The sequence below is a fragment of the Marivirga aurantiaca genome (genome assembly GCF_016679925.1).
GTDB classification, from domain to species: domain Bacteria; phylum Bacteroidota; class Bacteroidia; order Cytophagales; family Cyclobacteriaceae; genus Marivirga; species Marivirga aurantiaca.
The window spans coordinates 12,367-37,786 of the sequence record NZ_JAEQBW010000004.1 but is presented as its reverse complement, the minus strand read 5'-3'; the positions used below and the strand labels follow the sequence as shown (position 1 = coordinate 37,786).

24 protein-coding genes are annotated in these 25,420 nt (G+C 38.5%); 15 read left to right on the top strand and 9 right to left on the bottom strand.

What is annotated here, in order from left to right; all coding sequences use genetic code 11:
• Positions 1–93: 93 nt before the first annotated feature.
• From JKA74_RS10465 to JKA74_RS10445, 5 genes are all read left to right on the top strand, one after another.
• Positions 94–663 carry an RNA polymerase sigma factor gene (locus JKA74_RS10465; protein ID WP_201431145.1) on the top strand — a complete coding sequence of 190 codons (570 nt, stop codon included), beginning with the start codon at positions 94–96 and terminating at the stop codon, positions 661–663.
• Complete coding sequence (locus tag JKA74_RS10460; RefSeq protein WP_201431144.1) at positions 660–1,481, top strand: energy transducer TonB; 822 nt, start codon at positions 660–662, stop codon at positions 1,479–1,481. Before JKA74_RS10465 ends, JKA74_RS10460 begins: the two co-directional genes overlap by 4 nt.
• Before the next feature lie 10 nt (positions 1,482–1,491).
• Positions 1,492–3,951, top strand: coding sequence for an FG-GAP-like repeat-containing protein (locus tag JKA74_RS10455; RefSeq protein ID WP_201431143.1), 2,460 nt, complete (start codon positions 1,492–1,494; stop codon positions 3,949–3,951).
• Between the two features lie 2 nt (positions 3,952–3,953).
• Complete coding sequence (locus JKA74_RS10450; protein ID WP_201431142.1) at positions 3,954–5,459, top strand: PorP/SprF family type IX secretion system membrane protein; 1,506 nt, start codon at positions 3,954–3,956, stop codon at positions 5,457–5,459.
• Positions 5,460–5,531: 72 nt separating this feature from the next.
• A complete protein-coding gene (locus tag JKA74_RS10445; RefSeq protein WP_201431141.1) occupies positions 5,532–5,765 on the top strand; it encodes a hypothetical protein in 234 nt (77 codons plus the stop codon).
• Between the two features lie 59 nt (positions 5,766–5,824).
• Here the strand turns inward: JKA74_RS10445 and JKA74_RS10440 are convergent, their stop codons facing one another.
• On the bottom strand, positions 5,825–6,247 hold the full coding sequence (locus JKA74_RS10440; RefSeq protein ID WP_201431140.1) for a 3D domain-containing protein: 423 nt from the start codon (positions 6,245–6,247) through the stop codon (positions 5,825–5,827).
• A 192-nt stretch (positions 6,248–6,439) separates the two neighbouring features.
• Here JKA74_RS10440 and JKA74_RS10435 point away from each other — a divergent pair, with 192 nt between their 5' ends.
• Positions 6,440–7,216 (top strand): TIGR00266 family protein, encoded by a 777-nt coding sequence (locus JKA74_RS10435; protein ID WP_201431398.1) that lies wholly within the window; start codon positions 6,440–6,442, stop codon positions 7,214–7,216.
• A gap of 39 nt (positions 7,217–7,255) precedes the next feature.
• Here JKA74_RS10435 and JKA74_RS10430 read toward each other — a convergent pair whose 3' ends face one another.
• Positions 7,256–7,852 (bottom strand): methyltransferase family protein, encoded by a 597-nt coding sequence (locus tag JKA74_RS10430; protein WP_201431139.1) that lies wholly within the window; start codon positions 7,850–7,852, stop codon positions 7,256–7,258.
• Between the two features lie 98 nt (positions 7,853–7,950).
• Positions 7,951–9,423: an IMP dehydrogenase gene (guaB, locus tag JKA74_RS10425; RefSeq protein ID WP_201431138.1), complete on the bottom strand. Its 1,473-nt coding sequence runs from the start codon at positions 9,421–9,423 to the stop codon at positions 7,951–7,953.
• Between the two features lie 200 nt (positions 9,424–9,623).
• Between guaB and nagB the strand changes: the two genes are divergently transcribed.
• Positions 9,624–11,546, top strand: a complete 1,923-nt coding sequence (gene nagB, locus JKA74_RS10420) for a glucosamine-6-phosphate deaminase (RefSeq protein ID WP_201431137.1) — start codon at positions 9,624–9,626, stop codon at positions 11,544–11,546.
• A gap of 78 nt (positions 11,547–11,624) precedes the next feature.
• On the top strand, positions 11,625–13,253 hold the full coding sequence (locus JKA74_RS10415) for a carbon starvation CstA family protein (RefSeq protein WP_201431136.1): 1,629 nt from the start codon (positions 11,625–11,627) through the stop codon (positions 13,251–13,253).
• 122 nt (positions 13,254–13,375) lie between these two features.
• On the opposite strand, the gene hemE is transcribed toward JKA74_RS10415, so the two are convergent.
• A complete protein-coding gene (hemE, locus tag JKA74_RS10410) occupies positions 13,376–14,410 on the bottom strand; it encodes a uroporphyrinogen decarboxylase (protein ID WP_201431135.1) in 1,035 nt (344 codons plus the stop codon).
• A gap of 95 nt (positions 14,411–14,505) precedes the next feature.
• Here hemE and sdaAA point away from each other — a divergent pair, with 95 nt between their 5' ends.
• Positions 14,506–15,426: an L-serine ammonia-lyase, iron-sulfur-dependent, subunit alpha gene (gene sdaAA / locus JKA74_RS10405; RefSeq protein ID WP_201431134.1), complete on the top strand. Its 921-nt coding sequence runs from the start codon at positions 14,506–14,508 to the stop codon at positions 15,424–15,426.
• A 13-nt stretch (positions 15,427–15,439) separates the two neighbouring features.
• Here the strand turns inward: sdaAA and JKA74_RS10400 are convergent, their stop codons facing one another.
• Both JKA74_RS10400 and upp read right to left on the bottom strand, forming a co-directional pair.
• Positions 15,440–16,396: a calcium/sodium antiporter gene (locus tag JKA74_RS10400; RefSeq protein ID WP_201431133.1), complete on the bottom strand. Its 957-nt coding sequence runs from the start codon at positions 16,394–16,396 to the stop codon at positions 15,440–15,442.
• Positions 16,396–17,046: a uracil phosphoribosyltransferase gene (upp, locus tag JKA74_RS10395; RefSeq protein ID WP_201431132.1), complete on the bottom strand. Its 651-nt coding sequence runs from the start codon at positions 17,044–17,046 to the stop codon at positions 16,396–16,398. Before upp ends, JKA74_RS10400 begins: the two co-directional genes overlap by 1 nt.
• Positions 17,047–17,175: 129 nt before the next feature.
• Between upp and JKA74_RS10390 the strand changes: the two genes are divergently transcribed.
• The 6 genes from JKA74_RS10390 (at position 17,176) to dnaJ (ending at position 22,201) form a co-directional block, all read left to right on the top strand.
• Positions 17,176–18,096, top strand: a complete 921-nt coding sequence (locus tag JKA74_RS10390; protein WP_201431131.1) for a M20/M25/M40 family metallo-hydrolase — start codon at positions 17,176–17,178, stop codon at positions 18,094–18,096.
• Between the two features lie 14 nt (positions 18,097–18,110).
• The gene (gene hpt, locus JKA74_RS10385; RefSeq protein ID WP_201431130.1) at positions 18,111–18,638 is read left to right on the top strand and encodes a hypoxanthine phosphoribosyltransferase; all 528 of its coding nucleotides are present in this window, start codon (positions 18,111–18,113) and stop codon (positions 18,636–18,638) included.
• Between the two features lie 56 nt (positions 18,639–18,694).
• The gene (locus JKA74_RS10380) at positions 18,695–19,273 is read left to right on the top strand and encodes an adenylate kinase (RefSeq protein ID WP_201431129.1); all 579 of its coding nucleotides are present in this window, start codon (positions 18,695–18,697) and stop codon (positions 19,271–19,273) included.
• A gap of 108 nt (positions 19,274–19,381) precedes the next feature.
• Positions 19,382–20,374, top strand: coding sequence for a GTPase ObgE (gene obgE / locus JKA74_RS10375; protein ID WP_201431128.1), 993 nt, complete (start codon positions 19,382–19,384; stop codon positions 20,372–20,374).
• Between the two features lie 78 nt (positions 20,375–20,452).
• Entirely contained in the window at positions 20,453–21,067 is a 615-nt protein-coding gene (locus JKA74_RS10370) for a nucleotide exchange factor GrpE (RefSeq protein WP_201431127.1), read from the top strand.
• Between the two features lie 6 nt (positions 21,068–21,073).
• The gene (dnaJ, locus tag JKA74_RS10365) at positions 21,074–22,201 is read left to right on the top strand and encodes a molecular chaperone DnaJ (protein ID WP_201431126.1); all 1,128 of its coding nucleotides are present in this window, start codon (positions 21,074–21,076) and stop codon (positions 22,199–22,201) included.
• 86 nt (positions 22,202–22,287) lie between these two features.
• Here the strand turns inward: dnaJ and JKA74_RS10360 are convergent, their stop codons facing one another.
• From JKA74_RS10360 to JKA74_RS10350, 3 genes are read right to left on the bottom strand one after another with little or no spacing between them, the layout of a single operon-like run.
• Positions 22,288–23,208, bottom strand: coding sequence for a metallophosphoesterase (locus tag JKA74_RS10360; RefSeq protein ID WP_201431125.1), 921 nt, complete (start codon positions 23,206–23,208; stop codon positions 22,288–22,290).
• Positions 23,205–24,278 (bottom strand): phytase, encoded by a 1,074-nt coding sequence (locus JKA74_RS10355; protein ID WP_201431124.1) that lies wholly within the window; start codon positions 24,276–24,278, stop codon positions 23,205–23,207. Before JKA74_RS10355 ends, JKA74_RS10360 begins: the two co-directional genes overlap by 4 nt.
• A gap of 53 nt (positions 24,279–24,331) precedes the next feature.
• The gene (locus tag JKA74_RS10350; RefSeq protein WP_201431123.1) at positions 24,332–25,411 is read right to left on the bottom strand and encodes a hypothetical protein; all 1,080 of its coding nucleotides are present in this window, start codon (positions 25,409–25,411) and stop codon (positions 24,332–24,334) included.
• Positions 25,412–25,420 lie beyond the last annotated feature (9 nt).

Genomic DNA, 25,420 nt, shown 5'->3' with positions numbered 1-25,420 from the left:
AGCGGGCATTTTTTTGTGCTTTTCATAAAATACTTCTGATTGTACTGTATCTTTTGTCATGTTTTCACATTATAGGTGACAAATGAAATAAAATTGGATGATTTAATAAGATATAGCGAAAGTTTGATGCAGGAGGAATCCGAAAAAGAGCTGATTGCTAAAGCAAAGGAAAACCCAAGATGGTTCGAGCCGCTTTACGACAAATACTATAAGCAAATTTTCCTCTTCCTTTATAAAAGGCACCTAAACAAAGAATTAACAGCAGAAGTCTGTTCCACTGTTTTTTACAAGGCACTCACTAAAATTAATTCTTATCAGGATAGAGGGCTGCCTTTTTCCTCCTGGCTTTACAAAATTGCCCTTAATGAATCCAATTATTTCTTTAGGAGAAAAAGTGCTGAAAGGACTATCCTGCTCACGGAAGAAAGCATTTCCTCAGTGAGCAACGAGCTTCCTACTACTGAAGAAAATGATAACCTCCCTCTACTTAAAGCTGCATTGACACAGCTAAAGCCAAAGGAGCTTAATTTGATAGAACTCCGCTTTTTCAATGGCTTTTCCTTTAAAGAAATAGGGGAAATATTAAGCATCACTGAAAACAATGCAAAAGTAAGGTGCTACCGCATACTGGACAAAATGAGAATTAAAATGGACGTGAAATGAAACCTAAATATAGATTTACCAATAATGCCCCTCAATTGACTGATCAGGAAATTGAAGCTTCAAAAGATTTTAAGAGCCTGATGGGCAGAAGAACCCATGCACTCAAAAAAAGGCAGAAATATCAGAAGATAACGATCAAAGCAGGTATATCTGTTTTGTTAATCAGCCTGATAGGCTCCGGAGTTTTTGTGCTTAATAATTTCAATTCTAAACCAGAAAAAAAGAATTCTCCAATAGCTAAAGTAGATTCTACTACTGATGAAATTATTCATGAGGAGACCCAGCCAATCGCCAAAGATGAAACTACAAATAAAGTTGAAACAGAAAATGAAAAAACGGCCATACAGAAAGAAAAAAGTGAGTTAGTAAAAAAAGACAGCCCTAAGCCGGAAGCTACACAACAAAAATTAGAAGATAAACCAATTACAGAGTCGGAACAACCAACATCTAAACCCGACAAAAAAGGTAACATAGGTGAAGAGCGCTCCCTAACAGAAAGTAAATTTGAAAATGCTTACCCCTTGATTGGAATAGATTCTTTAACCGCTTATTTGAATGCCAATTTAAAATACCCGGAAAGTGTAGACAAAAGCCTGGAAATAAAAGGTACCGTGATCGTATTGTTCACCATTGACACACTTGGACGTGCATCAGGTTTGCAAATTCAAAAATCCCTGGGAAAAGAGTTTGATGAAGCAAGCATCAAATTGATCAAAAACATGCCCCCTTGGCAACCGGCCACCAGAAATGGCCAGCCTGTAAGTTCTCAAGTGAGCATTCCTCTTACTTTTAATCTAGACAAAAAACAGTCCCACTAAAATTATAATTATGAAAAATTTTATTTCACAAATTGCTCTTTTCTGTGCTTTGTGCAGTCCCGCTTTTGCCCAGGATTTTTCAGCCGTTGATTCCCTTCGGATACCTGTCCAGGCAACTATTGAGTCATTTTGGTTGGATATCAACAATGATACAAATCATGAGATAATCTTACAAACCCTTATTGACAATGACCAATCAATCATACAGCTAATTGATCTTGAAAATCATGAATTTTCTATGCTACTGAATGATAGTCTTTCAATACTTCCCATTCAAATTGAGGATATGGACAATAATAATAAGCTGGATATAATTGCCTTAAATAAAATTGATAATGCCTCACATTTATTAAAGATTTATTCGCAAATCAATGGTGAATTTATTATTAGCTTCGAAACACAATTGAATAATTTTCATTCTTTTAATATTGAAGATTGGAATGCAGATGGGTTTAAAGATTTATTAATTTCTACCCATTCAGGAGACAGTGTAGAACTAAGCCTCATAAAGAATAGTATGAATGGCTTTGAAAATACTTCAGAGAAACTATTAAGTTATCTTCCCTCCCAGTCGTTAACTTTTATGGATGTTGATCGGGACGGAAAAAAAGATGTTTTAATCACTTCAATCGATTCTAATAATCCAACAAAACCATCACTCTGGTTTCATAAGGATTCTCTTTACTCCGAGGAACTGGATGCTCCGGCAGCTAATTATTCTAAAATAAGCTCTGGAGATTATAATCATGATGGTAAATTGGATTTCTTTAGCAGTTTATCAGATAATTCATCGCTTATTACAAACCAGGTTTTCTTAAATGATAGCCTGAGTTTTACCGAAGGGTCTATTTTTGATTTAAACAATTTTTCTTCTTCCTTTAGTTTTTTGGCAGACTTTAATTCAGATGGTTTAACTGATATTTTTGTTGCCAATCAAGACAGCTCCTTTATCATTCAACAGAAAGACAGTATTAACTACACCATTCGTGAAACCCCAGGCGGAGCATTAAGTACAAAGTTTAACTTTTCCGATAAAGACCAGGACGGGGACTTAGATATTATGATCCTTTCCGAATTCAGTAGTGACAGTATTCAAATTACCTATGTTGAAAACCAAACCGTAGAGAAAAATTACGGCCCTTACTTACCATCTTTTCATTCTGCCATTCAAACCAATGATGGAGTAATATTGGTTTGGAATGAGCCAGAGGATGACCATAGCTTGTCAGAGAATATTACTTATGATATTTTCATTGGTAAGGATAGTTATACTACTGATTTTTTGGCTCCTAATTTTGACATCAATACTTCTAAAAGATTGAAAACCAACAGGGGAAATAATTTTTATAAAAATGAATTGCATTTAACCTCTCTGGAAAGCGGAAGGTACAGTTATGGAATACAACCTATTGACAATTCCTTATCAACAGTGTCGCCACCAGATTGTGATACATCTGCTTGTGATGGACGGTATATGGCTTGTGGTGAGTTTGAGTATTGTGATGAAATCAACTATGTCACCATTGACGCCTGTATAGAGGAAATCCTCCACCTCGGAGATTCCGCTATCATAAGGTCATGGTATTCAGAAACTCAAGGCTTTTTAGGAACACATGATACCATTGCTTATCATGTAATGGCCAATGATACTATTTTTACTACAAAAATGGGTACTATGGATTGCGATAGCAACCTGGCATTTATTATCAACCTGATAGACGAAGATATCATTGAACTTGAAGAGCTTGTTATCTGTGAACCGGGAGAAATCACTTTGGAAACAGGCATCGCTTTCGATAGCCTTTCCTGGTATTCCGCAAATGATGGTTTGATAGGAACCTCTCCGGTGCAAACCTTTATTGTGCAAGAAAATGATCAAATCAGGTTAGAAGGTTATTTAAGAGGCTGCTTTATTGAAGACAGTTTCCATGTATCCATAGAAAACAGTAAAGTATCGATTAAGAATAGCACCGTGGAAATAAATAGAGACGGAAGTGTCAATTTAATTGCTGAAGGCGCATTCAGTTATGAGTGGACACCGGCAGAAGGCCTTAATCAAACCAATATTCCCAATCCAATAGCTTCGCCAACCATCACCACCAATTACATCGTAAAAGGCACTTCGGTTAATGGCTGTATTTCCTATGATTCTGTTCAAATTATAGTAAAAAGTGAAGCTTTCATTCCCGAACTATTCACTCCCAATGGTGATGGAAAAAATGATCAGTTATTAATTTACGGACTACAAAATGTGGAATCGTTTGAATTTGTTATTTATGACAGAGAAGGTGTGGTCATTTTCCAAACAGAAGATGCAAGCGCTATGGCTTTAAATGGCTGGGATGGTTATTACAATCAAAGTAAAACAAAGGCGGGGCTTTACTTCTGGCAAGTAAGAGGCAAATACAAAGATGGCCAACCTATTTTGCTCAATGGCCAAAAGAAAGGTAAAGTTTTATTGAGTAAGTAAATATGAAGAAATTTCTCTGCATACTTTTCCTTTTTTGTGGCTGTACAGTTGGGCTTGACGCACAGGATCTGATACATTCCTTGTATAGCTTTACTGACAACAGAATTAATCCTGCTCTGGCATCTACAGACGATTATCAGCGGGCAAATTTTCTGTTCCGAAAACAGTATGCCACAGAAAATGTGTCTTTTTTATCTTCTTATGCAGAGTTTAAGCAACCATTTTTCAATAGTGAAAGACGCTGGTCCGGCTTAAATATATCTTTCTTAAATGATAAAACGGAAGGAGATGAAGTTTACAGTTTTAATCAAATAAGCTCTTCCTTTGCGATTAACATTCCAATAAACGAAGATTCTGAAATAGCAATCGGGCTTAATATGGCCTACCAAAGCAGGGCAATTAATTCCACTGGGCTTACTACGGGTAGTCAATATGTGGAATATCTTGGCTTTGATCCGTCCCGGCCAAGTGGTGAAGGTGCTTATCAGGAGAATATTAACTACTTTACCTATGCAGCTGGTATCTTCTGGCAAAAAATTGACCGATTTGGCAATCAAATATATTCAGCAGGTTATTCACTGAACAAACTCAACAGGCCAAGCACCTCATTCTATAGTTCCAATGAGGAACCTTTGCCAATGCAGTCCATTTTAACGGCCACAATCCGGCTTCATCAGGATTATTTATGGGGCATCAGGCAAGATGTATTGCTAAGTAAATCCGGGGCCGCTACAGAATTGGTTTCGGGACCTGCATTGTATTATGCATTGGATAATATGGGCAGGAAGAAACTAAACTTTATGCTCAGGTATTCAACTGCCAACAATATGATGGCGGGCGCTGTCTACGAGTCAGAAAATTTTGCATTTGGCGGAAGTTATGATTTGAATATCATGAAAAACAATGTGAGTAATAACAGTGCTTTTGAAGTAATGCTTTCTTTAAAAAGAATCCGACAGCCAAAAAATAAAAAAAGTAAATCCAGGAAACGTAGCAAAACGAAACGAGATGAAAGCATCCATCATTTAAAAAAAGCTGAAATACCTCAAAAGGATATCTTAGACACTAAAAATGAACCCGAGAAAAATATTGAAGAAGAGAATGAAAATGAAGAAGTCATTACTGTTGAAACAGAGGCAGGAATTATTACTTATTATCCACATGAACTGGAGAATTTGAATCACAGCTTCTTTTTTGATTTTGATGATGTCACCCTAAATGAGGAAGATGCACTTTACATCAAGGACATGACAGCCATATTAAGGCAAAATAAAAATGTAAAAATATTAATCACCGGCTATACAGATAACATTGGCAGCGAAGAATATAATATGAAACTCTCTTTCAAGCGTGCTAAAATTATTGGCTTGTTATTGGTAAAAAACGGCATCAGCAAAAAACAAATTAAGCTTCAAGCCAGAGGAGAAGAAAACCCCATTGACTCCAACGAAACAGCAGAAGGGAGGGCAAAAAACAGAAGAGTAGAAGTCAATCTGATTTATAACTAATCAGAAAGCAAGTCAATAATAACCGAACGCTCCCATTTATCGTTAAATAGCAAAAGAGCAAGTAAAATAGCTATGAGCCGAAAGAAAAAGACCGATAAAGACAAAAGTAAACAAGAGCCAAGGGTAAACCCGGAGCTAAAAGGATTTGATGTAAAAATTGACACTTTTGGTGAGATTAAAACCAGTTTTGACATTGATAAAATCAACGATTTTCTCAATAAAGAGGTAGAAGACAAGAAACTAAAAGATCGGAAAGACCTTGACTTTATCAAAAAGAAAAAGAACAAAAAAGACGAGGAAGAATAAAGAAACGTCACTTTATTTTAGTTGTCGTATTATTCTCTAAAAATACTTTGAATGCTATTTTACTCATCCTCCACCGGCACATAAATTTCTACTTTCTGCCTGCCCCAATCCCTTGCCTCGGTCACATCCTCTCCCATATAAATATCTATTTTATTGGTCCAACGCCTATTCATTTTGTCTTTAACTATATAAGTTCCATCAAGCCCCTCAATGAGCACTTCAGTATTATGGGCAAGTCCACTGTCTATCAAATCGCGGGAAATAGCAATAACTTTCATGCCGGGCTTCAACGTGTCTCCCCAGGCAGCTATGGCCGCATTTCCTCTTGTAGTTTGTGCCTCTAACGAATTATATGCCGTGGCTACTACCTTTAAGGTATCGTATGTTTGTCTGGCATTTTGATCCTCTCCAACCCCACAGCCAGAAGTGAGAACCAGTGAAAGATTCATGCAGACAAGGTAACTATTAAAAAAATATCTCATGTTTTAGTTTTTAGAGTGATATTATTAATCTTTTAAATGTATCAGGATTATACTTTAATAAGTCTTGAAAATTAAAATTGTTTATTGACACCATTGAAATGGATGGTTTATTAACACTGTTAAGAGTAATTTTATGCGTGCGGTTTTGCTTATATTACCATAACGATTACTTTTAATAAAAAGATCAATATGATGAACCAGAGATCACACGAAGTAGATTACAAAATAATTGGTGAAGGTGTTCAACTTGTAGAAATAGAGCTTGATCCACAGGAAACCATTATTGCCGAAGCAGGAGCCATGATGTATATGGAGCAGGGCATTGCTTTTGAAACAAAAATGGGTGATGGGTCTGATCCGCACCAGGGTTTTCTAGGTAAGCTTTTATCGGCAGGAAGCAGGATGCTCACAGGCGAATCTTTGTTTATGACGCACTTTACTCATCAGGGAACAGGTAAATCAAGGGTTGCTTTTTCCGGGCCATACCCGGGTACAGTTTTACCAATTGATTTAAAAAAATGCTTCCAAAATGAAGTAATCGTTCAGAAAGACGCTTTTTTATGCGCTGCCTTTGGCACTAAGGTATCCATTACTTTGAATAAAAAAATTGGCTCAGGTCTTTTAGGTGGAGAAGGTTTCATTCTGCAAAAATTACAAGGGGATGGTTTATCTTTTATCCATGCCGGAGGAACGGTGGTTGAAAGGCAACTCAACAACGAAACCCTTAGAGTAGATACCGGTTGCGTGGTAGGTTTTGAATCAAGTGTAGATTTCGATATTCAGACAAGTGGCGGATTAAAATCCATGTTGTTTGGAGGTGAAGGAATATTTTTGGCCACTTTAAGCGGTACCGGTAAGGTTTGGCTACAATCCATGCCAATAAGAAAGTTGATCCAGGCTATTGCACCTTACAGTAAAAACTCCAACAAAGAAGGTGGATCATTACTAGGTAATTTTTTAGAGAGGTGACACCCATAATCTACTAATCTTAGGAGATACTCCATTGAACTAGAATCCAAGTTTTAGCTTTGGCAGCAACATCGGTACTTCCTCTTTGTACTTTTCATATTCCTTTGTGAAAGCTTTTGCTCTTCTCTTATCTTCATATTGAACACTTATCAGAAGATAAAACAACAGACATATGCCATGGATTAAGTTGGTATAGCTGGGGCTGAAAACGACAAATCCAATCACAAACATAATAGCTGAGGTATAAAGTGGGTGGCGGATTCTTCCATAAATACCTGTTTTTACCAATATCTCTTTGTCTTCTTTTGCTTTAGTACCCAAAAAGACCTTAAAGCTTTTTTGTTTGAAGGCCATTTTCACAAGAAAAAAGGCAAAAGTAGCTATGATCAAGCCCACACCCTGGCTAGCTTTTGTAGCAGGCATAAAATAAACAGGCTCAATAAATGACCCAAAGGAGAGTATTAATAAAAATAAGAGTACAAATATTATAACATAAGCTCTACGATAATTAACAGGTTTTCTGCCGGCATCATACGCCTTTACTTTTGCCCGCCAGGAGGCGAGATAAATAGTTAAAATACCAAAAATTAGCCAGGCTAATAGGATGAAAATATAATTAAAAAGATCATTCGGCATTTAAAATGTATTTAATATCTCACAAAGCTTAAAAAAAGAAGACGAAGCACCCTATAAACTAGAATTGCTTCGTCTCCCACAATTATCATTATATACGCCTACTTTCTGCTATAGTTGGGGGCCTCTCTTGTGATATGCACATCATGCGGATGACTTTCGGCCACCCCGGCAGCAGTGATTTTTACAAATTTGGCAGTTTTTAAAGTCTCTATAGATCCCGTGCCGCAATAACCCATTCCGGCTTTCAGTCCACCAATCAGCTGATATAATACTTCAGAAACCAAGCCTTTAAATGGTACGCGTCCCACAATTCCCTCCGGAACCAGTTTCTTAATGTCATCTTCAGCATCCTGGAAATAACGATCTTTGGAACCATCATCCATCGCTTCCAATGAGCCCATGCCTCTGTAGGATTTGAATTTTCTTCCTTCAAACAAAATCATTTCTCCCGGAGCTTCTTCTGTTCCAGCCAATAATGAGCCAATCATCACACTATCAGCCCCACCTGCTAAGGCTTTCACCACATCACCTGAAAATCGAATACCACCATCAGCAATAATTGGTACTCCGGTATCTTTTATAGCTTTATATGCTTCATATACAGCAGAAAGTTGTGGTGCTCCTACTCCTGCGACTATCCTGGTAGTACAAATACTCCCTGGTCCTACTCCTATTTTTATGGCATCGGCTCCTGCATCAACCAGGGCTTTGGCTGCCTCAGCAGTAGCTATATTTCCAACAATAACTTCTAAATCCTGGAACTTGGCTTTAATTCTTTTTGCGGCATCAATTACTCCTTTGCTATGCCCGTGAGCTGTATCAATACTTATCACATCCACTCCGGCAGTAATTAGTGCCTGCACCCTGTCTTCTATATCCGGAGTAACGCCTACTGCAGCTCCAACACGTAATCTGCCAAACTCATCTTTACAGGCAAATGGCTTATCTTTTTTCTTTAAAATATCTTTGTAGGTAATCAAGCCCATTAATATGCCTGATTTATTCACAATAGGTAATTTTTCAATTTTGTGTTCCTGTAACACATCCTCAGCACCTTCAAGCTTAATTCCTTCTTCAGCAGTAATTAAATTGTGCTTGGTCATTACTTGCTCCACCGGAACTGAATGGTTCTTTTGAAAACGCAAGTCTCTATTAGTAACAATTCCTATAAGTTTTTTGCTTGAATCAATGACAGGTATGCCACCAATTTTATTTTCCCGCATAATTTTCATAGCATCACCCACGGTACTATCAACATGCAAAGTGATGGGGTCCAGGATCATCCCACTCTGCGACCGCTTTACTTTGCGTACCTGTAAAGCTTGTTGCTCTATGGTCATGTTTTTATGAACAAAGCCTAATCCGCCCTCAAGCGCCATAGCAATTGCCATATCATGCTCTGTCACTGTGTCCATAGCGGCAGAAACCAAGGGTATGTTCAATCGGATATTTCTGGTAAGGCGGGTGGAAGTGTCAGTATCCCGGGGAAGGATTTCTGAGTAGCCGGGCAGCAAAAGGACATCATCATATGTCAGTGCCTCGTAAATAAATTTTGAAGTATCTAAACTCATAGTGCAAATAATTACGTGTTATTATTTGCAGGGCAAAATTACAATTATACTTTCATTTTAAGAAATATGTGTAAATTAATATTTTATGAATTATTAAAAAGCACCCTGTTATGGGGGAAATCACAATCTGTCTTCACAAACAGGAAACAGTAGTTTAAACCACAGAAGTAATACTTAGTTATTATTAAAACCTTCAGCTTATGCCAAGATTAAATTTTTTAGAAGAAACACGATTTGAAAAACTCCCTGTATCTGTTTATAAAAACGAACAAGAGGCATCAGTGCAAATAGCAGCAAGAATAGCCAAGATTATAAGGAAAAAACAGAAAAAAGGAGAAAATGCAGTTTTAGGATTAGCTACAGGAGCCACCCCCGTGATAATGTATGCTGAGTTGGTAAGGTTACATAAAGAAGAAGGTTTGAGTTTCAAAAACGTCATCACTTTTAATTTGGATGAATACTATCCTATGCAACCAGACTCAGCTCAGAGCTATGTTTATTTCATGAATGAGCAACTATTCAACCATGTCGATATCAAAAAGGAGAACATTCACATTCCTGATGGTACTTTGAAGAAAGAAGAAATTATTGATTTCTGTCTGAATTATGAAAAGAAGATTGAAGCAGCAGGGGGGTTGGATTTACAAGTCCTTGGCATAGGGCGAACCGGACATATCGGCTTTAATGAGCCAGGCTCAGCCCCCAACTCCGGCACACGCCTGGTTACCCTGGATGATTTAACCCGCAGGGACGCCTCCCGGGATTTCGGAGGGAAAGAGAATGTGCCAACTAAGGCAATCACCATGGGAATTGGTACTATTTTCAAAGCCAGGGAAATTGTACTGATGGCATGGAGCAAAAAGAAAGCCCCTATTGTTCGTAAAGCTGTTGAGGGTGAGATATCAGGAGATGTGCCTGCCACCTACCTCCAGTTATCAGAGCATGTAGAATTTATTTTGGATACGAGTGCTGCCTCTGAACTCACCCGATTTGATACGCCATGGCTGGTAAAAGATTGCCAATGGGATCATCAATTGATCAAAAAAGCGGTTATTTGGCTCTCCAATAAAGTAAATAAGCCGGTTCTAAAGCTCACAGAGGAGGATTACAATAACAATGGCATGGCTCAACTCATTACCCAAAGAGGCAGTGCCTATGATATTAACATTCATATTTTCAACAAACTACAGCATACTATTACAGGTTGGCCCGGAGGAAAGCCTAATGCGGATGACTCCCAAAGACCGGAAAGAGCCGCACCTGCTAAAAAAAGAGTGCTAATATTCGCTCCTCATCCTGATGATGATGTCATTTCAATGGGAGGCACCTTTATTCGCCTGGTAGATCAGGGTCATGATGTACATGTGGCCTATCAAACTTCAGGAAGCACTGCCGTCTGGGATCATGATGTGTTACGCTATATGGAGTTTGCCATTGATATATCTAAAAGTATCAACGGAAATGCTGAGAAGTTAATGGATACTTATGAGAAGATGCGTGTTTTCATAGAACAAAAGAATCCGAACCAAACGGATCTTCCTGAAATACGAGATGTTAAGGCTTTTATCCGAAAAAGTGAGGCCATTGCAGGAGCAAGATATTGTGGACTGGAAGATGACCACATTCATTTTATGAATTTACCCTTTTATGAAACAGGTAAAAAGGAAAAAAAACCTGTCATGGATAATGACATTGAAATGACGAAAACTCTACTTCAAAAAATAAAACCTCATCAAATTTATGCTGCCGGAGATTTTTCTGACCCACATGGTACGCATGTCATTTGTTTCAATATCATACTGGAAGCAATGAATCAAATCAGATTAAAAGAAAAGTGGACAAAAGATTGTTGGTTATGGATGTACAGGGGTGCCTGGCATGAATTTGCCACCAGCGAAATAGAAATGGCAGTTCCTCTTTCTCCAAATGAGGTTCAACGTAAACGAAATGCAATTTTTAAACATCAGTCACAGAAAGATAGCCCGGTATTTCCAGGAGATGACGAAAGAGAATTTTGGGTGAGGGCTGAAGAAAGAAACAGGGAAACAGCTATCCACTATGACCACCTGGGCCTTGCTGATTATGAGGCTATGGAAGCCTTTGTTCGTTGGAAATTCGACTAATAAAGGTTTTGTTGGAAATATTGCTTTTATTTGTGTGAGCTCTAAATCCTCTTTTAAGTGAATAAATTACAGTTATAAATGAATCTGATTCTGTTATTGTCTTTTTCGGGCGTTTTCCTTTTGGTGTCTTATTTCACTTACGGAAATTTTATTGCTAAAAAACTTAAGATAAATAACCTCACAAAAACACCCGCTCATAGCTTAAAGGACCACATAGATTATGTACCAACTAAAAAATTTATTGTTTTAGGTCATCATTTTGCCTCAATAGCTGGTGCCGGCCCTATCATTGGACCAATCATAGCTGTTACTTTCGGGTGGATTCCTGCTGTAATATGGATATTACTGGGTGGGGTTTTCTTCGGAGCAGTGCATGACACGACCAGCATGGTGGCATCTTTGCGCCATAAAGGAAAATCGATCGGCACAATTATCCAATCCTACATTGGCCATGGTGGCAAAAGGCTTTTTCTGATTTTTAGCTTTGCTACTTTAATCTTAATCATTGCCGTTTTTGCAGATATCATTGCCAAAACTTTTGTTAAAAATCCAGGGGTAGCCTCCGCTTCAGGCTTATTTATAGTGCTTGCCATTGTATTTGGCAGGGTCAACCGTCATTTTGAAAATAAAAAAAATGCCTTTCTAATCCTTTCTATAATTGGAGTAGGCTTAATGTATGTTTTTATTTTCCTGGGTACAGAAATACCGCTTGAACTAAATTATTCAGCATGGGTATTTCTTTTGTTGGCCTACTCATTTGTTGCTTCCGTTACGCCCATGACTTTTTTATTACAACCCCGTGATTATTTAAGCAGTTTTCTCTTATATGGATTAATGATATTAGCCATAGTAGGAATTGTAATAGCTAATCCTGAGATTAAAATGGATAACAACATAGTAATCGATAGTGAAAATATGGGCTATTTATTCCCCGTGCTTTTTGTTACTGTAGCTTGTGGTGCCATCAGCGGTTTCCATTCTTTAGTGGCCTCCGGCACTACTTCCAAGCAAATCGATAAAGAAGGAGATGTGAAAATGGTGGGTTTTGGAGGCATGTTGATAGAATCATTTTTAGCCATCATTTCTGTAGGAGCAGTTATTGTATTGGAAAGAGCAGATTATACAGCTTTACTTTTTGCAGATGGACCTGTCAATATGTTCGCAGATGGATTGGGATTTATCATCTCTTCACTGGGCATTTCCGAAACACTGGCTGTCACTTTTGTGGCACTCACCATTTCCGCTTTTGCTTTAACCACTTTAGATACTTGCACAAGACTGGCACGCTTTACCTTTCAGGAATATTTTGAAGATGTAAAACACCCAAAGGTACAAAAAGTGAGTCAGAATAGGTTTTTTGCTACAACTATTGTGGTGGTTATGTCGGTATTGATGCTTCTCTCCGGAGAATTCTCTGCCTTGTGGCCTATCTTCGGCTCTGCCAACCAATTACTGGCTGCCCTGGCCTTATTAGCTGTAGCTGTGTGGCTTTATAAAATTAAAGAAAATGCCACTTTCGTACTCATCCCCATGTTTTTCATGTTTACAGTGACACTTTCTTCCCTTTTTCTATTTGCATTGGAAAACTACCATAAAGGTATTTATATGCTTTCATTAATAGCCGGATTGCTTTTTCTATTATCAATTGTACTAATTCGTCTGGCCTTTAAAAGCCTTAAACAACACCCTGAAAAAGTGAATAACTAAATTTAATTAGTTGTTTTTTTGGTCTGACTGTCGTCTGATCTAAACAGGCTCTTAGTTCCGCACCGTCAGTTCAGACCGGTTTTAAAGAAACCTTAGCTGCCAAACTAAAATTTTCTTCTGCTTTATTGCTTGCTGCTATACTCCTTCACCACATTAATAAAATGTTTCACTTTATCAGGGGAAATATCCGGATATACCCCGTGGCCCAGATTGGCTATATATCTGTGATTTCCAAAATTATCTAACATTTCGTGTGTCAATTTGGTAATGGTTTCGTCATCAGCATATAAAGCACAAGGGTCTAGGTTTCCCTGTAGTGTTTTATTAGGGCCGACAATATCTCTGGATTTTTGAGGATCCATAGTCCAGTCTAAACCGATGGTATCATATGTCAGTTGACTTAAAGAAGGCAAAGCATAGTGTGCATCTTTAGCGAAAATAGTCTTAGGCACAGTATCTATGGCATCTGCAATTTGCCTCAGGTAAGGAATGGAAAATGCTTCATATTGAGCTGGAGATAAAATACCTGCCCAGCTATCAAATACCTGAATTAAGTCTGCCCCAGCCTCCACTTGTGCACGCAAATATTTAATGGTGCTGTCGGTAATCATCTGCAACAGTTTATGTGACAGTGAGGGATTGGAATAAAGCATAGCCTTGGCTTTAGAGAAAGTTTTGCTTCCCCCTCCTTCAATCATATAAGCAAAAATAGTCCAGGGAGCACCGGCAAAACCTATCAATGGCACTCTACCATTCAGGGCTTTTTTCACTATTTTAATAGCGTCTATTACATAACTTAAACTTTCTTCCGGCCGGGCAATGTAAATTTGGTTTAAATCTGCCTCTGTTTGAATGGTTTTAGGAAAATGAGGGCCTCGCTTTTCAACCATCTCATAAGGCAGTCCCATTGCTTCAGGAATCACCAAAATATCTGAGAAAATAATAGCGGCATCCACCTCCAAAAGATCTACTGGTTGCAAAGTAACTTCTGCAGCCAGTTCAGGAGTTTGCGCCAATTCTATAAAACCACTAAGTTTATTTCTTACAGCACGATATTCCGGCAATATCCTACCCGCCTGTCTCATCAACCAAACAGGCGTTCTTTCAGTAGCTTCTCCCCTTGCGGCTCGTAATAATAAGTCGTTCTTAATTTTCATCTTGCAAAGATAAGGACATATCTTTATCAGAAATTACGAGGGCAATAAACTTTTCTGTTTATTTGTCGATTAAGGGAATAAACTATAGAATTTTTATGTCGCTACTTTTTAATGACTTCAAAGAATGGAAAGCTTATTGTGAAAAAAACAAGATGCAGCTTTTCGAGCCTGTACTGGAATATGAGAGAGATCAGAAAGACAGGGCTGAAGAACAAGTATGGGAAGGCCTTCAGGCTGCCTATGATGTGATGCGTGAAGCAGTAACAACTGGCCTGGAAGAAGACATGACTTCTCGTTCCGGCATGATCAACAATGGAGCAAAAAAAGTATATAAAAATCCGCTTACTGTTTTAGATAAAAACTTCCAGAATTTGATAGCACGTGCCCTGGCTGCCAAAGAAGTGAACTCATGTATGGGCAGAGTAGTGGCCGCCCCTACTGCAGGTGCCAGCGGAATTCTGCCCGGTACCATGTTCACCTTGCAGGAAGTTCATCATTTAGAGGACAGGAAAATTTTAGAAGGCCTTCTGGTTGGTGCAGGAATAGCTTTAATAATTGAACAAAAAGCTTCTTTGGCTGGTGCTGTAGGTGGTTGCCAGGCCGAAACCGGCAGCGCTGCGGCTATGGCGGCAGGCGCTATAGTTTATTGTCTGGGTGGTGATATTGACCAAACCTTTAACGCTGTAGCCATTACTATTCAATGTATGCTAGGCCTCGTGTGCGATCCTGTAGCTGGCTTGGTGGAAGTGCCTTGCGTGGTCCGAAATGCAAGTGCCGCAGCTATTGCCAATTCCTCTGCTCAAATAGCGCTCTCAAATGTAAGCGGTGTAATTCCTGTCGATGAATGTGTCGATGCCCTGGGAGAAGTTGGCAATAGCATGGAATCCCGCTATAAGGAAACTGCCATGGGGGGTTTAGCCGCCACCTTGACAGGTCAGAGTATTTCCAAACGTGTATTGATTCAGGATATAGAAATGCTACCTGATGAGGATGATGAAGGCACAGAAAAATCCTAAGATTTTTCAGCTATTACATAATTACATTTACAGTGTAAAAAATGTAAGTCCCCAGCAGAATTAAGCCTTCATATCGATCAATTCTTTTATTTATCACCATCATTGGCATGATAACCAATGTTATGCCCAACATCCATATCATATCGGAATTCAGTATGATAGAACTCACTTCTATTTCAGCAATTAAGCTGGTAATTCCCAAAATAGAGAGGATATTGAAAATATTGGAACCCATCAGGTTTCCAAGGGCCAAATCAGTTTCTTTTTTAAATGCGGCCACAACTGAAGTTACCAACTCAGGTAAACTTGTTCCTAAAGCCACTACAGTCACCCCTACAATTCGTTCGCTTACACCCATGTAAATTGCTAAATCTTTAGCGCTATTCACAAACCAGTCAGACCCAAAATAGAGTCCTGCTCCTCCGATGATGATCAGTAGAATATCCTTTACCAGATTTTTTTTATCATTATCAGTTGGAACCTCAAGGTCAATCCCAATTTCTGAAGCACTGATATTGTTCTTTCTGGATCTTCTGATGATAAATACTATATAAATTATTAAAAGCACAATGAACATTATGCCTTCATAATCATTGACAAAACCCTCCCTCACTAAAAAATATAACAAAAGAGCACTGCCCATAGTCATAGGCCAATCAATTTTAATACTATCAGAATTAACAGGTATGGGTGCTATAAGTGCTGTTATTCCCAGCACTAAAGCCAGGTTACAAATATTGGAACCTATTACATTACCCATGGTAATATCAGGACTCCCTGACAAGGCTGCCTGGATACTGATAAGCAATTCAGGTGAAGAGGTACCAAACGCCACAATTGTTACTCCAACAACTAATGGTGAAATTTTAAATCTTAATGCAATCCTGGATGCACCACGTACCAAAAGGTCTCCCCCCAGAATCAGGATTGCTAAACCAATGATTAACAAAAGTGTATTGTTTAACGCCATTAATGCTCTTTTTTATTACCGAAACTTAAATCTCCTGCATCACCTAAGCCCGGCAATATATAAGCTTTTTCGTTTAATCTTTCATCCAAGGCCCCAATATATACTGAATAATTGACGGATAACTCTTCTTCTAAATATTGCATTGCTTCAGGAGTAGCAATGGCACTTGCCAGAATAAATTTTTCGGGTTTTCCATTTTGCAAAATACTTTCTATAGCTCGTACCATGGACTTTCCTGTGGCCAACATGGGGTCAGCCAGTATGACCACTTTATTGTCTACGGAAGGCATCGCCTGGTAGCCAAGAAAAATGGAAAACTCTTCCTCGGTGGTATGTTTTCTATAAGCTCCAAGAAAGCCGGAATCTGCATGGTCAAAGATATTTAAAAAGCCCTGATGAAAGGGTAGGCCGGCCCTCATAACACTTATAATGACGGGGAAGTCCATTAGGAGTTGTATGTTGGTTTTTTGTAGTGGCGTTTGTATTTGCTTATTTTGATAATAAAGAGACTTTGATATTTCATAAGCCAAAATTTCAGCAACTCTTTCCAGGTTTCGCCTAAACCTTTGCCTATCCTTTTGGATATCAACTTCTCTCAGCTCTGCGAGAAAATGGTTTAATATGCTGTTATCATTATTGACTATAAACATTCACTCTTCAAGGTTGGTTTCTTTGCTAAATCTAAATATAATTTTATTTTTTTAGAAATTAATTAAATTCAGAAATAATCCCTCATTTCTTAAGACATTTTCCTCATAAAAGCTTCTAACTTTGCCTCAATGAATCAATACCGATTATTAAAAACCTTATGTGAAATTCATGCTCCTTCTGGTGAGGAAAGTGAAATGAAAAATTTCTTACTGGACTACATATCCAAGGTACAAGCCAGCTGGAAAGTTAAACCACAGATTTTTGATGGTGAAGATTTACAAGACTGTCTTGTATTGGTTTTTGGAAAACCCAGAACTGCCATTTTTGCACATATGGATTCCGTTGGGTTTACCGTACGTTATCAAAACCAGCTAATCCCGATAGGCGGCCCGGATGTAGAGAGTAATTATAAACTAAAAGGTAAGGACAGCTTGGGGTTCGTCAATTGTAAATTACAGGTAAACCAAGAAAACCAGTTGTTTTATGAGTTTGGTCGTGGAATAGAGCGAGGAACAAGCCTCACTTTCGATTGTGACTTCAGGGAAACAGAAGAATTTATACAATCCTGTTATATGGACAATCGTCTAGGGATTTATAATTGCTTAAAGTTGGCCGAAACGCTGGAAAATGGCATGATTGTTTTTTCCTGTTATGAAGAACATGGTGGAGGAAGTGTGCCAATGCTGGCTAAGTTCATGTATGAGAAATACCATATTCGTCAGGCTTTAATTTCTGACATTACCTGGGTAACAGAAGGAGTAGAACATGGCAAGGGAGTAGCTATTTCCATGCGTGACAGAAATGTTCCCCGAAAATCCTTCATCAATAAAATTATCTCCCTGGCCCAAGAATCTTCCATTCCTTACCAACTGGAAGTGGAAAGTGGAGGCTCAAGTGATGGCCGGGAATTACATCAGTCCCCTTACCCTATAGACTGGTGCTTTGTGGGGGCTCCTGAAGACAATGTGCATTCTCCCAATGAAGCCGTTCACAAAAAGGACATTGAAGCCATGCTTTCAATGTACCAACTATTAATGGAAAAACTTTAATTACGCTTTAGGAAATGATAAAAATTCTGGACAAAACATTTGAAATTTATATTGAGGAAACAAAAATTTTACAACGCGTAGCTGAATTGGGCAAAGAATTAGATCGTGATTTTAAAGACAAAAACCCATTAATGATCAGCGTGTTAAATGGAGCTTTTATATTTTCTGCTGACCTCATCCGCTGTATGGGTATTCAGCCGGAAATCACCTTTATCCGCGTAGCTTCCTATGAGGAGTTACAATCAACCGGTAAAGTAAAAGAAGTGCTGGGCTTGAAAGAAAATATTTTTAACCGGGATATTCTTCTGGTTGAGGACATTGTAGACACCGGTGAAACACTAAGTTATTTAGTGGAAATGTTTGAAACTTTAGGCCCTAAATCAATTTCCATCGTTACCTTACTTCATAAGCCTGAAGCACAACAAAAATCTAAAAAACCCGATTATATAGGTTTCGAAATTCCCCCTAAATTTGTGTTGGGTTACGGCCTGGATTACAATGGACTGGGCCGGGAACTGAGAGATTTATATCAATTGGTTTAATATCCTTACTTTTTATTCTAATAATCTTTTATATTTGATTTTCAACAAACTAAAATATGTTAAATATTATCTTATTTGGGCCTCCGGGAGCTGGCAAGGGAACACAAAGTGAAAAAATAATTGATCGATATAATTTGACTCACATTGCCACAGGTGATTTATTCAGGAAACATTTAGGCGAAGGGACTGAACTGGGAAACCTGGCACAAAAATATATGGATGCAGGAAACCTGGTACCTGATGAAGTTGTGATTGGAATGGTGGATGAAAAGCTGAAAGAAAACAAAAACAACAATGGCTATATTTTTGATGGCTTTCCAAGAACCGTTACCCAGGCCAAAGCATTAGATGCTCTTTTAGAGGAAAAAGGTCAACCAATTGCCGGTATGATTGCTTTAGATGTGCCTGAAGAAGAATTGAAAAAACGCATCAAGGAAAGGGGCAAAACCTCTGGCAGAAGTGATGATCAGGATGATAAAAAGATTGAGAACAGAATAAAAGTATATCAGGAAGAAACAATGCCTGTGGCAAAATATTATGACAGCCAGGGCAAATTTGTAAAAGTAAAGGGCGTTGGTACGATAAATGATATTTTTGAAAACATTTGCTCCGAAATAGAAAAATTGAAAAGGTAAAATTCACTCCGTTTCGACACAAAAAAAGCCAGCGATAAAAACACTTATCTCTGGCTTTTTTATTTCCATTAAAAATAAAGCTAAATTTGCATTTTCAAAAACGAATTTATGGCTAATCCCAACTTTATAGATTATGTGAAATTATGCTCACGCTCCGGAAGGGGAGGTGCGGGCTCTATACACATGAGGCGAGAAAAACATGTGCCAAAAGGAGGTCCGGATGGAGGCAATGGCGGACGCGGGGGACATGTAATATTAAGAGGCAATAGTCAACTCTGGACTTTACTTCATCTAAAATATAAAAAGCATGTGCTAGCTGAAGACGGTAGTAATGGAGAAGGAGGTAATAGAAGTGGAGCTGAGGGAGAAGATGTATATTTAGAGGTGCCATTGGGAACTACAGCCAAGGATGCTGAAACGGGAGAAATACGTTTCGAGATTACCGAAGACGGAGAAGAGAAAATTCTGACAAAGGGTGGTCGTGGTGGTCTGGGAAATGCCAATTTTAAAACTCCCACGAACCAAACTCCCCGATATGCGCAGCCAGGGGAAGAAGGTGGGGAAGAATGGATTATACTGGAATTAAAACTGTTGGCAGATGTTGGCCTGGTAGGTTTTCCGAATGCCGGAAAAAGCACCCTGCTTTCCGTGCTTTCTGCCGCTAAACCGGAAATTGCCGATTATGCCTTTACCACATTAACTCCCAACCTCGGGGTAATTCCTTACCGGGACCATCGTTCATTTGTAATGGCTGATATACCCGGAATTATAGAAGGAGCCGCTGAAGGGAAAGGACTTGGCACACGCTTCTTGCGGCATATAGAAAGGAATTCTATTCTTTTATTTATGATCCCGGCAGATTCTAAAGACATTCAAGAAGAATATAACATATTGAGAAATGAGCTCAAAAAGTATAATCCGGAATTGCTGGATAAAAATCGCATCCTGGCCATCACCAAGTCTGATTTATTGGATGATGAGCTCATGGCCGAAATGAAAAAGGAAATACCTCAAGAGCTTCCTTCCCTCTTTATTTCTTCCATGACAAATTATCAATTGGAAGAATTGAAAGACTTGATTTGGAAGACCTTACAAGATTAATGTCATATTGGCAGACAACTTACAATTGGCAAAATCATTGATATAATAGACGGAAATTGAAAGTGCAATAATATTACTATGGCTAAAGAAGAAATAGACGAAAAGGAAAATGAGTTAAAATCTCAGGAAGAGCAAATTGAGCAGGAAGAAAAAGTTGCTCAGGAGCAAAATTCAGCAGATCTTAATGAGGAGAAAGAAAGCGAAGAGAATGAGGAAAATCCGGTTGCTGAAGAAGAGTTGTCAGCAGAGGAAAAGCTTCAGATAGAGGTAGCCGAAGCAAAAGACAAATATATAAGGCTTTATTCTGAATTTGACAATTTCAGGAGGAGGAATGCGAAAGAGCGCCTGGAATTAGTTAAAACGGCTTCTGCAGATTTGATCACTGAGCTATTGCCGGTTATTGACGATTTTGAAAGGGCAGAAAAAGCCTTCCATGATAACGCAGATGTTGAAGCATTAAAAGAAGGTTTCAGCCTGATCAAGAATAAATTTGAAAAAACACTGGCCAATAAAGGCCTCACGGCCATGGATAGTAAGCCGGGCATTGAATTTGATTCGGAAATCCACGAAGCAATCACCAAAATTCCTGTTGAAGACAAAAAATTAAAAGGAAAAGTAGTTGATGTGGTAGAAAAAGGATACCTGTTGAACGATAAAGTAGTTCGGTATGCCAAAGTTATAATAGGAGAATAAATCAAAATGGCGAAAAGAGATTACTACGATATTTTAGGAGTTAGTAAAAGTGCTACCAGTGAGGAAATTAAAAAGGCTTATCGAAAAGTAGCCATTAAATACCATCCGGACAAAAACCCGGACAATCCTAAAGCTGAAGACCAATTTAAAGAAGCTGCCGAGGCCTATGAAGTACTTGGCAATGCCGAAAAGCGCCAAAGATATGACCAATTCGGTCATGATGGCGTGAAAGGCGGTGCCGGAGGATTTGGCGGTGGCGGAATGAACATGGACGACATCTTCTCTCAATTCGGTGACATCTTCGGTGGCGGAGGTGGTGGTGGATTCGAGAGTTTCTTTGGTGGGGGCGGACGTTCCCGAGGAAGAGGCAGAAGAGGCTCAAACCTTCGTATTAAGCTGAAAATGACACTTAGTGAAATTGCTCACGGTGCAGAAAAGAAAATAAAAGTAAACCGATTGGTTGCTGCCGATGGTGTAACTTATAAAGACTGTCAAACTTGTGGTGGTACAGGTCAGGTAAGACGAGTAACCAATACAATGTTAGGCCAAATGGTTTCAGCCAGCACCTGCCCAACTTGTCATGGTTCCGGTAAATTTATTGATAAAAAGCCTCCTCATGTAGATAACACAGGGTTGCACTCCAAAGAAGAAATTATTAGTGTGAAAATACCTGCCGGTGTAACTGACGGAATGCAGTTAAGCATGCAAGGCAAAGGAAACGAGGCACCTATGGGCGGAGCCGCTGGTGATTTACTGATATTGATTGAGGAAATTGAGCACGAAGTATTGAAGCGTGACGGACAAAACGTGATATATGATTTATACCTCAACTTTGTTGATGCTGTATTAGGTACTTCCGTAGAAGTGCCTACGATTGATGGTAAAGTAAAGATTACTATAGAAACAGGAACTCAATCAGGAAAGATTTTAAGATTGCGAGGCAAAGGTGTAGGTGATATCAATGGATATGGCCGTGGCGACCAATTAATTCATGTGAATGTTTGGACTCCAAGACAAGTGAATTCGGAAGAGAAAGAAATGTTGGAAAGTATGCGTGCCTCCGACAATTTTAAACCACAGCCCACAAAAGCAGACAAAGGCTTTTTTGACAGGGTGAAAGAGTTCTTCAATTAAAATCTTATAAAAATGTATAGTGAAAAGCTCCATTTCAGACTGAAATGGAGCTTTTTTATGAAATTTTGAATTATTGCTTTGACCTTTTACTTATTCACCACCTGCTTATAAAGCACTTCATCTTTCTCGTTCAATACCTGAACCAGCATTTTAGAAGAAGTTAAAGAAACAATCATATAACCATGTTCACTAGCAGCAAAAAGGCTTTCTTTTACCCTGCCTGTAGGCCGAATCTCTGAGCCTGCACCGGAAATGAAGTGATAAGTAGCTGATGGTTTAATCACTTGCAAATCGTGCTCGTGACCTGCAAAATAAGCATGCACTTTGTATTTCGCAAAGTAAGGATTAAAATGTCGCGCTACAGAAGATGTTTCACCATCTCTTTTTCCCCCTGTATAAGCAGGATGATGACCAATTACAATACGCCAATCCATATTCTTTGAAACGGAAAACACACTATCCATCCATTTATTCTGCTTAAGCGTATCCTGATCCATTACCGCTTCTCTATATTTATTACCCTCCTCATAATAAGATGCTTCGTAAGGATTTGTATCGGTGAAAAGAATTTGAGCGGTAATGCCCTCTTCCTCAAAACCTTTAGCGTAATATCTAGCTGGCATATTCCATCGCTGACTTTTATAGGTATAATCTATCTCTGCCTGTACATTTCCCCTGTAATCATGATTGCCCAAAACCAGGTACCACGGTTCAAAGAGCCCTGCCGCTTTATAAATATTTTCGAATGAAGAAATAAAATAAGGATCATCCACAGATGCTACTCCATTGGGATAAAAGTTATCCCCTGTAGAAATAAAAAACTCCGGCTCAATGAGTTTGGTCATTCTTCCCATTGCATCGGCCACCTCTTGTTGGCCAAGATCCCCGTTTCTGCCCCAATCACCGATTACATAAAAATGCAGGGCATCATCTAAAATTTCCAGCTTTTCTTGTGCTAAAGCAGAGGAAGAAACTACTAGAAACAGAACTATTATTGCTTTTCTCATTTCTGATTCGCTTTATCAATAGCCTTTTGAATGTCTCTCCAATCGTAAATCTGAAAAGTTTTATCATCTGACATTGCTACAAATATTCCTTCAGGAAACTCTTCTCCAAAATTGTAATTAACTACTTCGTTACCATCACTCTGTTTGGTACTGAAAGGTAATTCAGTGATGAAATCATTATTTCCTTCTCTTTTAAAAACATGAAAGGTATTATCGGACTGGTCTGAAACCAGTAAATAACCTGTGGTATCTGATTTTTTGTAAATAGAAAGCCCTTCCCTATCCTCCAGGAAGTTCTTCTGACCAAATCGCGCTATCTCTTCATTGCCTTTTGCCGGATCAGCATAATATTTTGCTATGGCCTTTCTTTCATCGCTGAAATACACATAGCCTGCTTCATTGTCCGCAACAATTGCCTCAATTTCCTTTTCTCCACTCCATATTCCAAATTTGCGCACCAATTCTCCTTTTACTACTCCATTTTCAGCCATTAGCTCATATTGATAGAGGTAAGTACCATCTGTAGGGCCTTCTTTTCTTCCAACAACAGCAAATATTTTTTGGTCTGATGGTCTGGGATAAAGAGCCACTCCCATTGGGCTGCGTAACGTATCGTCCTCAAAAACTGGAATGCCTCCATTATCAATTTCCTTCATTTCCGGCAATTGAAATATTCGGATGGAATTAGTATAACGTTCTGTAAAAACGGCAATATCAATTGTATCTCCGTTTAAAGGCATGCCATAAGCTACATCCACGTTATTAGGCCTCTCTAAATCAGTAATACTTTTTTCTCTATCGATTTCGCCTTTCAGATTATAAACATAAAGACCTCCTAATACGCCATCATCTCCCTTATCTGTCCCAATGATTAAGCTTTCAGAGGGATTCGCTTTATTGATCCAAATGGCTGGATCATCTGTATCGCTTATTACCGGTTGAGTAACGTATTTGGGTTGAATTCTTAATGTATCTGGATTTTCATTGCTTGAGGCCGTCTCTTGTGAATCTGTTTTACCGCCACAGGCCAACATATTAAGTGCTATAATTAAATATAAAAAATTCTTCATTAGTGTGTTTTTAAAATTATTATAAATGGAATTAAGTTTTTCAAGTACTCTAATTAGTCCCTGTTTAAATTAAATGTGTATGCGTTTTCTCGATTGTAATAAGCTTCTTCATTAAAATTATCCTCATCTTCTAAGGACTGTAAGCTAATAGTTAAACGTTCCTCCGATAAGCTAACTTCGTAAGTTGCCTGAAGAATAAAATCAAGCTCAGCTTCTACTTCACCATCCCCTTCATTAAACACTAAATAGCTGCCCTCCAATTCAAGTTCACCATCTTCCGCACCGTATTCCGCTTCAATTTCTATTTCTTTATTAGAAAAATCCGTAGGATCGCATTCATCCGCTTCTTCCTCGATCAATTCTATTTTGATTGCCAATTCTTCAAATTGAAATTCGAATTTAATGGCATTCACTTCTGAATAATCCAACTCTGCTAAATCTGCATTGATGGGTGAAAAAGCTTCTTTAAATTGATCAAATACTGCCTCCTCTGATATATCAAGCTCCCATTCAGCGGTAATTTTCTCGTTATCCAACACAATGTATTCAAATTCTGCAACAGGACTGAGTACGATACTTTCTTCATCGCTGGTAATACCAGTGATTTCAAAAACAAAGCCTCTGTCATCTTCATTTTCCAAATCATCCTCGAGTAAAGATTCGTTTTCCTCTTCTCCGTCATCCATTACTGTTTCATAAGGTAGACTGAAAACAACTTCGAAAGCTTCCGGCATTCCAATTTCGGGATCTGGTTTTAAAGTAATAGTACCTGTACCCTCTGCATTAAAAGTAAAGTCCAACTCGCCTTCTGTGCAATCATCAATTTCATAAATAATTTCTTTGATATGCAATTGGTTATCCTCAGGGCCTATTTGTAAGCCTTCAGCATCTTTAATTTCAAAAGAGATTGTTACTTCTGCTTCAGGAAGTTCTCCAAAGTAATCCTGAAAGGCAACTTCTAATCCATAGTCTGTTTCCGATTCCAAAGCGCCACCTTCATCTGCATCTAAAGCAAGAATGAACAATTCTTCTGACTCGGCATCCTGAGGGTATTCAAAATCCTCGTCAACACAAGCTGTAAAAGCTAAAGCAAGAGCTAAAACTGAGAAAATATTATTAGATAGATTTTTCATTTTTATTAA